Origin of the sequence: Pseudomonas sp. MWU13-2517, assembly GCF_023242545.1 — a bacterium.
Taxonomy (GTDB): domain Bacteria; phylum Pseudomonadota; class Gammaproteobacteria; order Pseudomonadales; family Pseudomonadaceae; genus Aquipseudomonas.
On the sequence record NZ_JALMFA010000002.1, the window covers coordinates 498,626 to 510,056 of the forward strand.

Genomic DNA, 11,431 nt, shown 5'->3' on the forward strand with positions numbered 1-11,431 from the left:
CTTGACCTTGACCTAACTAGAGGTTTTACCCTGCGGGACATCGAATCGCAAGATTCTGCCTACAGAGAAAGGGGAGTGTTCATGCAGGTATCAGAGAAGAATCGCAGCTTCACTCAATTGATCGAATTTCAGATCGAACCCCGGCAACAACTCGCCCTGGTGGCGGCCTTGTCCACTCAGAGCGAGCGCCTGGCCCAGCGCCATGGCGGCTTTATCAATGCGAGTGTGCAAGTCAGTGACGATGGGCGGCGAGTGCTCAATTACCTGCAGTGGCGCTCGCGGGAAGACGGCGAGGCGGCGTTCAAGTGTTTTGAGCACGGCGAAGAAGATTTCTGGACATTGATCCGCGCCCATCAGGCCACGGCGGTGACCTTCGGTTCGTTCCAGGTGTTGCGCAGCTTCGAGCGTAGCCACGACAACGCCTTGCATTGCCGTTTAAATGGATAGGTGCAGCATCCGCTCGCCCTGTACATTTTCCCCCGGGCGGCGCTTGTTCACCGCCAGTTCGCCGATCTTGATCAGGCGTGTGCGCGTGACGTTGCGGCTCAGGCCCAGCAAGTTCGCGGTGTGTACTTGGTTGTAATGGCTGAAACGGTAGGCGGCGCGCAGCAGAGCGTCTTCGACTTTCTCATGCAGCGCGCCTGCCTGCTCCTCGAAGAGTTTTTGGAAAGCGCGTTCCAGCAGCGCGTTGGCGCTGTTGTCGGTGGCATGCTGGCTGTCGTCCTGGCGTTCGATGCGCATGTTCGACAGGCGCAAATCGTCACGCTCGATCACGCCGTTACGGCAGATCAGCAGTGTGTGATGAATCACGTTCTCCAGTTCACGAATATTGCCCGGCCAACTGTAGCTCTTGAGCTTGTACTCGGCCTCGCGGCTGATGGTGATCGGGCCGTAGCCCAGGCGCTGGCTGTAGGCTTCGATGAAGTGTCGGGTCAGCGGAAGGATATCGCCGGGGCGCTCGCGCAATGGGCTGAGTTCCAGGCTGACCACGTCGAGGCGGTAATAGAGATCTTCGCGGAAATGCCCGGCATTGATGGCTTTTTCCAATTGCACATTGGTCGCGGCGAGTACGCGCACGTCAATCGGAATACTCTTGCGTGAGCCCAGGCGTACGACTTCGCGCTCTTGCAGGACGCGTAACAGCTTGACCTGGATTGCCATCGGCAAATCGCCGATTTCATCCAGGAACAAGGTGCCGCCGTCGGCCTCTTCGAACCAGCCGGCCTTGGCGCTGAGGGCGCCGGTAAACGCGCCTTTTTCGTGGCCGAACAGTTCGGCTTCAACCAGGGATTCGGAGAACGCCCCGCAGTTCACCGCCACGAACGGCCGGTTGCGCCGTGCGCTGAGGTTATGGATATGCCGCGCCACCAGCTCTTTACCGGTGCCGGTCTCGCCGATAATCAACACGCTGGCTTCACTGGGGGCGACTTGCTGGATGTGGTCGAGCAGCGCCTGGGATTTGGGGTCTTCGAAGACCTGGGCCGTGGCGCGGATCGAGGTCGCGAGGGCGGGCGAGGGCGGTAGGGTTAAAAGCTGCATGGGCACCTCTCTCAGGAGTAGAACGTCGGAATCGGCAGGGACTGGTTCAATGCCCAGTCCCCCAGTTCATGGAGTTTGTAGTCCACCGGGTCGTGCAGGGTCTGGGTGCGCAGGTTGCGCCAGTGGCGGTCCAGGCGTAGCGAGGCGTGGGTCGATCGTGCGCCGGTGACTTCAAACAGGCGGCTGCACAAATCCAGGCCCTGGCGGGTGGTAGCGACCTTGGCGGTGGCAATCGCAATGGCCAATTGGCCGCGCTCGTGTTCGCTCAGACTAGGACCTTTGGCCCAGGCCTGGTCGAGCAACTCGCCGGCGCGCTCCACCAGCAGGCGTACACCCTCCAGCGCCACCCAGAAATCGCCGTAGTGATGCAGCACGTAAGGATCCTGGCGCACGTCGTCGGCCGTGGATTTGTGCCACGACCGGGCTTCGGTGAGGGTGTAATGACGTGCTTCTTCAAAGGCGCCTTCGGCAATGCCAAGGAACATATAGGTGAAGGTCAACTGGGCGATCAGCGGGCGCAGGCAGGCGAAGGGTGTGCTCAGCGGCCCGGGGTCGAGCAGCAGCTCCGATTCCTCGACGCGCACCCGCTCGAAGCTGGCGCTGCCGCTGTCGGTCTGGCGCTGGCCGATATTGTTCCAGTCATTATGCAGCGTGATGCCGCTGCGCCCGCTGGGGATGGCGGCAATCAGCAGCTTGCCCCCGGCGCTTTCATCCACCGCCGAGGCAATCAGCATTTCGGAATCGCTGGCGCCGGAGCAGAAGCTTTTCTTACCGGAGAATTCTCGCCAGCCGCCGAAATCCTTGACCACCGTGCGAGTGTCCAGAGGATTGAGGGCATTACCCCAGAACCAGCTTTTGCGCGCGGTCTGTTCGAACCAGGGTTGCCATTGGTCTGGGCGGGCAAACAGTCGCACAGTGGCGAGCATTAAATGGTGGAAGCCGAAGACATGGGCGATGGAACTGTCGACCTTGGCGAATTCGCGCACGATCCCCAGGGTTTCACTCCAGCGTGCGCCGAGGCCGCCGTATTGGGTGGGAATGCTCAGTGCGAGCAAGCCGCTCTGACGCAAGGCATCACGTTCGGTTTTGGGCGTGCCGCCGCGTTCGTCTCGCTCGACAGCGGTGAGGGCGAATTCGGCGGCCAGCAACTTGGCGGTCTGCAGGGGGGAGGGCAGGACGCTGTGGGGTTTGGCTGTCACACGGTATTCCTCAATTTTTCTGCAATGAGGCGCAAAGTCGAACGCATCGTCTTCAGGCTTTGGCGGGCAATACATCGTTGGCAATCATTTCGCCAAACGGCCCCGTGAGGTTGGTGACGCCGCGCCCGGCGAGGCTGGCATAAGGTTGCGGCAGCAACGGGAACACCAATTCGGCAAAGCGATAAGCCTCTTCCAGATGCGGATAGCCAGAGAAGATGAAACTGTCGATCCCCAGGTTGGCGTATTCCTTAATGCGCTCGGCCACTTGCTGGGGGTTGCCCACTAATGCGGTGCCGGCACCGCCGCGTACCAGGCCGACCCCGGCCCACAGGTTGGGGGCGATTTCCAGGTTGTCGCGGCGTCCGCCATGCAAGGCAGCCATGCGGCGCTGGCCTTCGGAGTCAAAGCGCGAGAAGGATTTTTGCGCGGCGGCGATGGTCTCGTCGCTGATGTGTTCGATCAGTTTGTCGGCGGCCTTCCAGGCGTCTTCTTCGGTTTCACGCACGATCACGTGCAGACGAATACCGAACTTCAGGGTACGGCCATGACGGGCGGCACGTTCCCGCACATCCGCGAATTTTTCCGCGACGGCGGCAGGCGGCTCGCCCCAGGTCAGGTAAACGTCCACTTGCTCGGCCGCCAGGTCGTGGGCGGCGTCGGATGAGCCGCCGAAGTACAGCGGCGGATAAGGCTTCTGCACCGGTGGGTAAAGGGCCTTGGCGTTCTGCACGCGCAGGTGCTTGCCTTCAAAATCTACCGATTCGCCCTGCAACACGCGGCGCCAGATTCTGAGGAATTCGTCGGAGACTTCATAGCGTTCGCTGTGATTGAGGAAGCTGCCATCGCCTCGGTTCTCGTCAGGGTCGCCGCCGGTGACCACGTTGATCAGCAGGCGACCATTGGATAGGCGATCCAGGGTGGCTGCCATGCGCGCGGAGACCGTGGGCGAGATGATGCCCGGGCGAATCGCCACCAGATAACGCAAGCGCTCGGTCAGTGGCACCAGCGCCGAGGCGATGACCCAGGAGTCTTCACACGAGCGCCCGGTAGGAATCAGCACGCCGTGGTAACCCAGGCTGTCGGCGGCCTGGGCGACTTGCTTCAGATAGTTGAGCGTGACGGGGCGAGCACCCTGGGCGGTGCCCAGGTAGTGGCCGTCGCCATGGGTCGGTAGAAACCAGAAAACGTCCATGACCACTCCTTAGGCGATTTTCAGCAGAGAAGGAGCGTGGGCGGCGAACAAAGGTGCTGCGCGTTCTGCGGCAAGGCGGATGCGATCTTTCAACGGCTCGCTGGTGATGTGGTAGTCGGTGAAGTCTGCTTCGGTGGCGTACACGCCAATCGGCAGAGTCAACGCCTGGAAGAAGCTGAACAACGGGCGTAGTTGGTGATCGAGGACCAGTGCGTGACGTTCACTGCCGCCAGTGGCGGCGAGCAGGATGGGCGTGTTGATCAGCGCATTGAGGCCGACCAGATCGAACAGGTGCTTGAGCAATCCCGGATAGGAGCCGCGATAGACCGGCGCGGCGACGATCAGCAGGTCGGCCTGTTCGATGGCCAACAGTTGGGATTCGACCTCGGCCGGCAATTCATCACGCGACAGCGCACCGCCTAACGGTCGGGCAATGTCGCCCAGTTCAATCAGGGTGGTCTGGATCGGCAGCAAAGTGGCGAGTTCGGCCAGCAGGGCTCGGGTCAGCACCAGGGTACGGGACGGACGCCAGGTTCCACCGGACAGGGCGACGACATTCAGGGGACGGGTCATGAGCAAGTTCCTTTTTCAACGAGGTTCGGGGCAGTGCGATGGGTTGAGCAAGAGCTGTACCAACGGCTGCAAGCCTTGAGGGGAAAGGGCTGCGGCCACGCTGCTGAAAACGAAACTGTTGTGTGCCTGATCTTTTGTTGAATGGCTGTTGCCTGGGCAACAGTTGCCTGACGAACAGTTGGTGGCGCTGTGCAGTCATTTATAGAGAGTGTTTTTTATTCCGTAAACGAACATATTTCCATATTTATATAGCTATATTGAATAATCTACGGATGCTATCGAAGGTGCCTGAATGGCTGATAGCGACTATCACGGGCGATGATTTTTAACCGTGCAAGGGCGGGAGTAGCCTGTGTTCATCGACTTGAAACCTCTTCCCAGGACCTCCGCCATGAACCGTTTACTCGCTGTTTGCTTATTGGTTGTCAGCTCCGTGCTCGCCGGTTGTGCGACTCATCCTTCGCCTGAGCTGCGCCCGTACACCGCTGAAGAGAGCAAGGAGTTGGCCTTGGAAGCACTGAGCCGTCGCGGCCTGTCGTTTGATGAATATCAACAGCAGCGTGCCGCTTTGACTGGCCAACCACAGAAGCCTTTCGGCTTCGACCGCCAGGGCGAAATGAATGCCGAGCGCGCCGTGACCCTGCATGGTCGTCCCAGTTGAGCCCGCGCCCAGTGGCAAAAAGCCCGAGGTTTCCCACAAGGAACCTCGGGCTTTTTGTTTGCCATGACGTCACTTCAGCCTGTTAAGCTGGATTTCAGGAGCGTTCCTACGCACATTTGCCTACAGTGATCCTTCTTCAATGGCATTCGATCGGTTAAACCTGACGACCTCTGTTCCCATCGATGCCCCTGAGACGTTGCTCTCGGGAACACGCTCTGCGAGTCTTTAACGTCATGAATAAACGTCCGTTGTATTTCGACTACGCCGCTACCACGCCGGTGGATGAGCGGGTTATCCAGGTGATGGTCGAGTGTCTGGGTTTCCATGCCAATTTCGGCAATCCGGCGTCCAGTTCCCATGCGTTCGGCCAGGCGGCCCGGCGAACGGTTGAACTGGCGCGTGGCCAAGTGGCTGATTTGGTCGGTGCCAGCCCTGAGCAGATCGTCTGGACCTCCGGTGCCACCGAATCCAACAACCTCGCGATCAAGGGCGTGGCCCAGGCGCGCGGCGTGGCGGGTGGGCATATCATCACCAGCCAGATCGAGCACAAGGCTACGCTGGACACCGCGCGGCAGTTGCAGGAAGCCGGGGTGGCCGTGACCTACCTGGTGCCGGATGCCGAGGGCTTGATCAGCGCCGATGCAGTGAGTGAAGCGTTACGCGAGGACACCTTTCTGGTGTCGCTGATGCTGGTAAACAATGAACTGGGCACCTTGAACGATATCCCGGCCATCGGCGCGCGCGTCCGTGAACATGGCGCGCTGTTGCATGTGGATGCGGCGCAGGGCGCCGGTAAGGTCGCCATTGACCTGGCTGATTGGCCGGTGGACCTGATGTCGTTTTCCGCACACAAACTCTACGGCCCTAAAGGTATCGGCGCGTTGTATGTCGGCCCGCGTGCGCAGCAGAAAGTGTTGGCGCAGATTCACGGCGGTGGCCACGAGGGCGGCTTGCGCTCCGGCACGCTGGCGACTCACCAGATCGCGGGGATGGGGGCGGCGTTCGCGTTGGCTGCGCAGTCCTTTGTTGAAGAAAAAAACCTGATCGTCGCGTTGCGTCAGCGTCTGCTCGACCAATTGGCATCTGTTGCAGGCGTGTGCCTCAATGGCAGCCCGACACAGCGCATTCCCCATACACTCAGCCTTACCTTCACTGAAGGGGAGTTCAACCCAGGTGCATTGAGTGCGGGCATCGCATTTTCGGCAACCTCGGCATGCAATTCGGCAAGCAATGCGCCCTCTCACGTGCTCCTGGCGCTGGGCCATGACGCTCGCAGCGCCGGTCGCACGATTCGCTTGAGCCTGGGGCGGTTCACCACCGAGCAGGATATCGACGCGGCCGTGCAACTGATCAAGGCAGCCCTTGCCAGTGCACCCGCGTTTTGGACGGTTTGATTCACATAACAATTATTAGTGGTTAGCAGGAGACACAATGAGTACGCAGCCTTTGACCCATGGAACGGTTCCCCAGCGCCTGGCGCATACCCGTGAACTGATGAGCCGCGAGGGCATTCATGCTTTGCTGGTGCCGTCGGCTGACCCGCATTTGTCCGAATACTTGCCGGGTTACTGGCAGGGGCGCCAATGGCTGTCCGGCTTCCATGGTTCGGTGGGAACATTGATTGTCACGGCGGATTTTGCCGGTGTCTGGGCCGATAGCCGGTATTGGGAGCAGGCGACCAAGGAACTCAAGGGCAGTGGCATTGAACTGGTGAAGTTGCAGCCAGGCCAACCCGGCCCATTGGAATGGCTCGCCGAGCAGACCCCGGAAGGCGGTGTGGTGGCGGTGGATGGCGCGGTTATGGCCGTGGCCTCGGCGCGGACGTTGAGCGCAAAGCTGGCAGAGCGGGGCGCGCGCTTGCGCACGGATATCGACCTTCTGAATGAAGTCTGGAAAGACCGCCCAGCGCTGCCGAACCAGCCGCTCTACCCACACTTGCCGCCGCAAGCCACTGTCAGCCGTGGCGAAAAACTCGCGGCGCTTCGCGCCAGCTTGAAGGAAAAGGGTGCCGATTGGCATTTCATCGCCACCCTGGATGACATCGCCTGGTTATTCAACCTGCGCGGCGGCGATGTGTCGTTTAACCCGGTATTTGTGTCTTTTGCCTTGATCAACCAGGTGCAGGCCACATTGTTTGTTGCGCTGGACAAGGTCGATGACGCACTGCGTGCGGTATTGGGGCAGGATGGCGTGACGCTGCGCGACTACAGCGAAGTGTCGCAAGCGCTGCGTGCCGTACCGTCGGGGGCAAGCCTGCTCATTGATCCGGCGCGCGTGACCGCTGGTTTGCTGGACAACCTCGATGCTGGCGTCAAGCTGGTGGAGGGTCTGAACCCGACCACCTTGGCCAAGTCTCGCAAGAGCCTGGCCGACGCGGAGCATATCCGCCGAGCCATGGAGCAGGACGGCGCCGCACTGTGCGAATTCTTCGCCTGGCTCGACAGCGCACTGGGTCGCGAACGTATTACCGAGCTGACCATTGATGAACACCTGACGGCTGCGCGTACCCGCCGTCCGGATTATGTGTCGCTCAGCTTTAACACCATCGCTGCATTCAACGCCAATGGCGCCATGCCCCATTACCATGCGACCGAAGAGGAGCATGCAGTCATTGAAGGTGATGGCCTGCTGCTGATCGATTCGGGCGGCCAGTACCTGGGCGGCACCACGGACATCACGCGAATGGTCCCGATCGGCACGCCGAGCGATGAGCAGAAGCGTGATTGCACGCGCGTGCTCAAGGGCGTGATCGCCTTGTCGCGGGCGCACTTTCCCAGGGGCATTCTGTCGCCATTGCTGGATGCGATCGCGCGTGCGCCGATCTGGGCCGAGGGTGTGGACTACGGCCACGGCACGGGTCACGGCGTAGGGTATTTCCTGAATGTGCATGAAGGCCCGCAAGTGATCGCCTACCAAGCCGCCACTGCACCGCAAACGGCTATGCAGCCAGGCATGATTACGTCGGTCGAGCCAGGTACTTATCGACCAGGTCGTTGGGGCGTGCGCATCGAGAATCTGGTGTTGAACCGTGAAGCGGGCAAGACTGAGTTTGGTGAGTTCCTCAAGTTTGAAACCCTGACCTTATGCCCGATCGACACCCGTTGCCTGGAACCGTCGTTGCTGACGGCGGACGAGCGTGAATGGTTCAACGCCTATCATGCTGAAGTGCGTGAGCGCTTGAGCCCACTGCTCAGTGGTGCCGCGCTGGAGTGGCTACGGGTACGTACAGCCGCTATTTGAGCGGCTGCGGTTCGCGGGGCTGGGTAAAAGCGTCGGCGATGTAGTCGACCAACGCCTCGCCCCGAGGCTGGTGGTGAGTTCTAGCTTAGGGCCTCGCGTACAAATTCCAGACGGTCCTGACCGAAGAACAACTGGTTGCCTACAAACATGCTGGGTGCACCGAACACGCCGCGCTGAATGGCCTGTTCGGTTTTGTTCTTGAGGGTAGCTTTAACTTCCTCATCGTTGGCCAGGGCCAGCACCTCCTCTGCATCAAAACCGTGTTCGGTGAGTACGCGCGCTACGACGGCGGGATCGCCCAAGTGCTGGCCTTCCACCCACAGAGCACGGAACAGGCAGTCAATAAAGGTCTGGAAGTGTTGGGGGTGGCGCATTTGTATGCCGGTAATTGCGCGCATCAATACCAGGGTGTTGATCGGGAAGTGCGGGTTGAACTTAAGCGACACGTTGTAGCGCTTGGCGTATCGGGCCAGGTCATCAAGCATATAGCGACCTTTGGCAGGAACAGTAATCGGTGACGCGTTGCCGGTAGCTTTGAATACAGCACCCAGCAGCATCGGTTGATACACCAGTTGCGTAGCGGTGTCGGTGCACAGCGCGGGCAGTTGGGTGTAGGCCAGGTAGGTGGCGGGGCTGCCGAGGTCAAAGAAGAACTCCAGGGTTTTACTCATGGTCGAGGCTCGCTGTTTGTTGTTATGGGGCGTGCTTACCAGGGTTCATTCCAGGGGCGCAGGTCCAGTTCGAAGGTCCAGGCATCCCTTGGTTGGCTGTGCAGGTACCAATAATTGTCGGCGATGTGCTCAGGGTTGAGGATGCCGTCCTGATCTTTAAGCGCGTACTTCTGTGGGAAATTCTCGCGAATGAAGTCAGTGTCGATAGCACCATCTACTACGACGTGGGCAACATGGATATTCCTGGGGCCCAGTTCACGCGCCATACTCTGCGCGAGCGCCCGGATGCCGTGCTTGGCGCCGGCGAATGCGGCAAACCCGGCGCCTCCGCGCAAACCGGCGGTAGCTCCGGTGAACAGGATCGTGCCGCGGTTGCGGGTCACCATGCGCTTGGCCACTTCGCGGGCATTCAGGAAGCCGGAGAAGCACGCCATCTCCCAAATCTTGAAGTACTTGCGCGCGGTTTCTTCCAGGATACTGCAAGGCACGTTGGCGCCGATGTTGAAGACGAACGCTTCGATGGGCCCCAGCTCGGTTTCGATCTGTTCGACCAGTGCGATAACGTCTTCTTCCTTGCGCGCATCGCAGGCAAAGCCGTGGGCTTCACCGCCCGTGGAGCGGATGCTGTCTACCAGAGGCTGTAGTTTGTCGGCGCTTCGGCGGGTGACGCAGGCCACGTAGCCTTCTTTGGCGAAGCGTTTGGCAATGGCGCCGCCAGTGGCGTCGCCGGCGCCTACTACCAATACGATTTTCTTGTTGTGCATCATGAGAACTCCGTTGGCTCAAGGGGTCGAGCAGGAGTTTAGACGCAGCGTGCGAAGGGGCAGGGTCGTGACAGGAGTTTAATAAGAGCAGTCGACGTGGGACTGCTCGGGGCGTTACTTGCAGATCACAATCATGCTACGGCTGGTATAGCCGGCCGGGTTGATTCCGAAGGGATAATCCCCCGGCTCCTCGGAGTTGTCACCGGATTTGGCAATGATCCGATAGCCCTTGGCGCCGCATGAATTGGATGCACTGGTGTAGCACTGGTCCCAGGAGGAGGACAGGCCGGAACAGTTGATATGCAGCCCTTTTTTGCCCCGTTTCACTTCTCTCTTGGTGGTCGCAGCACAGCCAGCTATGCCGACGATCACTAACAGTATCAAAATTCGTTTCATTCCTATCCTTATAGCCGCTTCGCAAAAGGCTCGATGCAGGCTTTACTCGCTCTCGATTGTAGCGTTCAGGCTGTCCTTGTCGAAATTCTCCATAGATGACATTTGTTTGCCGGCTAAACATGGCCTAAATGAACGGTAAATACCAGAGCTACCTTTTGAGCGGATCAATCGGCCGGTACCAACGGTTTGGAGTCGTTGCGCATCGTCAACGTGGCGCCTACGGAAGCCAGGATGATGCAACTGATGGCAAGCCATTGCGCCAGGGACAAGTGCTCATGCAGGAAGAACAGGCCGGAAAGTGCACCGAAAGCGGGTTCGATGCTCATCAGGGTACCGAAGGTGCGGGCGGGAAGGCGCGTGAGGGCGACCATTTCCAAGGTGTAAGGCAAGGCGGTGGATAGAATGGCGACACCGATGGCGACAGGAATCAACGCCGGTGTCAGTAGCGCGGTGCCTGCGTGGACAATACCGATCGGCGCAACGAACAGTGCGGCAATCATTACACCAAGGGCTGCGGTTTGGACGCCGTTATCGTTACCCGCCTTCTGGCCAAACAAAATGTACAGCGCCCAGCAGATACCCGCGCCCAGTGCGTAGGCGGCGCCGGTCAGGTCGATGCCGCTGCTGGCCTCACTCGTTGGGATCAATAAGAGAAGGCCGGTGATCGCGAGGCCGATCCAAAGAAAGTCCACCGCTCGGCGAGATGCGTAGATAGCTACAGCGAGCGGGCCCGTAAATTCGAGGGCCACTGCAACGCCCAAGGGGACGGTGCGCAAGGACATATAGAAGAGGAAGTTCATGCCGCCCAATGCCATCCCGTAAATGATGACAGTACGCAGAGACTTGGCCGTCAGCTTGGCGCGCCATGGGCGTAATAGAAGCAGCATGATCACACTGGCGAAAATCAGCCGCAGGGTGGTTGTGCCTTGCGCGCCGACGATAGGGAACATGCTTTTTGCCAACGATGCACCGGACTGAATGGAGGCCATGGCGATCAACAGCAGGCCGACAGGAAACAATGCCGAGGCCAGGCTGCGGTGTGAGGTGGTCATTGGGTGTTCGTCCGAGGTCTTGGTAGATAGGCAGAAGGCGCTATGATGCTTAACTGTTTGCTGTTGGGCAATATATTGCTCAGATTTGCCTGGCTCTCGTTATATAGAAGGGAATGGGCGTTCGAGCTGTTTTATAGTTAAGTT

12 protein-coding genes are annotated in these 11,431 nt (G+C 59.6%); 4 read left to right on the forward strand and 8 right to left on the reverse strand.

Annotation, left to right across the window (positions count from 1 at the left end):
• Positions 1-81 precede the first annotated feature (81 nt).
• A complete protein-coding gene (locus tag M5B97_RS04970) occupies positions 82-447 on the forward strand; it encodes an antibiotic biosynthesis monooxygenase (protein ID WP_248730901.1) in 366 nt (121 codons plus the stop codon).
• Here M5B97_RS04970 and M5B97_RS04975 read toward each other — a convergent pair.
• Genes M5B97_RS04975 through msuE form a run of 4 tightly spaced genes read right to left on the reverse strand, consistent with a single transcriptional unit; the run spans position 436 to position 4,503 of the window.
• Positions 436-1,539 carry a sigma-54 dependent transcriptional regulator gene (locus M5B97_RS04975; protein ID WP_134660008.1) on the reverse strand — a complete coding sequence of 368 codons (1,104 nt, stop codon included), beginning with the start codon at positions 1,537-1,539 and terminating at the stop codon, positions 436-438. The two genes, M5B97_RS04970 and M5B97_RS04975, sit on opposite strands and share 12 nt — an antisense overlap.
• An 11-nt stretch (positions 1,540-1,550) precedes the next feature.
• Positions 1,551-2,738 carry an acyl-CoA dehydrogenase family protein gene (locus M5B97_RS04980; RefSeq protein ID WP_248730902.1) on the reverse strand — a complete coding sequence of 396 codons (1,188 nt, stop codon included), beginning with the start codon at positions 2,736-2,738 and terminating at the stop codon, positions 1,551-1,553.
• 52 nt (positions 2,739-2,790) lie between these two features.
• Positions 2,791-3,930, reverse strand: a complete 1,140-nt coding sequence (gene ssuD, locus M5B97_RS04985) for an FMNH2-dependent alkanesulfonate monooxygenase (RefSeq protein ID WP_248730903.1) — start codon at positions 3,928-3,930, stop codon at positions 2,791-2,793.
• 9 nt (positions 3,931-3,939) lie between these two features.
• Positions 3,940-4,503 (reverse strand): FMN reductase, encoded by a 564-nt coding sequence (msuE, locus tag M5B97_RS04990; protein WP_248730904.1) that lies wholly within the window; start codon positions 4,501-4,503, stop codon positions 3,940-3,942.
• A 391-nt stretch (positions 4,504-4,894) separates the two neighbouring features.
• On the opposite strand from msuE, the gene M5B97_RS04995 reads away from it, so the two are divergent.
• The 3 genes from M5B97_RS04995 to M5B97_RS05005 all read left to right on the forward strand — a co-directional run bounded on the left by M5B97_RS04995 (position 4,895) and on the right by M5B97_RS05005 (position 8,404).
• A complete protein-coding gene (locus tag M5B97_RS04995) occupies positions 4,895-5,164 on the forward strand; it encodes a hypothetical protein (RefSeq protein WP_123714381.1) in 270 nt (89 codons plus the stop codon).
• 233 nt (positions 5,165-5,397) lie between these two features.
• A complete protein-coding gene (locus tag M5B97_RS05000; RefSeq protein WP_248730905.1) occupies positions 5,398-6,558 on the forward strand; it encodes an aminotransferase class V-fold PLP-dependent enzyme in 1,161 nt (386 codons plus the stop codon).
• A gap of 37 nt (positions 6,559-6,595) precedes the next feature.
• Positions 6,596-8,404: an aminopeptidase P family protein gene (locus M5B97_RS05005; RefSeq protein WP_248730906.1), complete on the forward strand. Its 1,809-nt coding sequence runs from the start codon at positions 6,596-6,598 to the stop codon at positions 8,402-8,404.
• Between the two features lie 80 nt (positions 8,405-8,484).
• Here M5B97_RS05005 and M5B97_RS05010 read toward each other — a convergent pair whose 3' ends face one another.
• The 4 genes from M5B97_RS05010 to rhtA all read right to left on the reverse strand — a co-directional run bounded on the left by M5B97_RS05010 (position 8,485) and on the right by rhtA (position 11,287).
• Positions 8,485-9,075, reverse strand: coding sequence for a 2-hydroxychromene-2-carboxylate isomerase (locus M5B97_RS05010; RefSeq protein ID WP_248730907.1), 591 nt, complete (start codon positions 9,073-9,075; stop codon positions 8,485-8,487).
• Between the two features lie 35 nt (positions 9,076-9,110).
• Positions 9,111-9,839: an SDR family oxidoreductase gene (locus M5B97_RS05015; protein ID WP_248730908.1), complete on the reverse strand. Its 729-nt coding sequence runs from the start codon at positions 9,837-9,839 to the stop codon at positions 9,111-9,113.
• A gap of 114 nt (positions 9,840-9,953) precedes the next feature.
• On the reverse strand, positions 9,954-10,235 hold the full coding sequence (locus tag M5B97_RS05020; RefSeq protein WP_248730909.1) for a hypothetical protein: 282 nt from the start codon (positions 10,233-10,235) through the stop codon (positions 9,954-9,956).
• A 164-nt stretch (positions 10,236-10,399) separates the two neighbouring features.
• Positions 10,400-11,287: a threonine/homoserine exporter RhtA gene (gene rhtA, locus M5B97_RS05025; protein ID WP_248730910.1), complete on the reverse strand. Its 888-nt coding sequence runs from the start codon at positions 11,285-11,287 to the stop codon at positions 10,400-10,402.
• Positions 11,288-11,431: the final 144 nt, after the last annotated feature.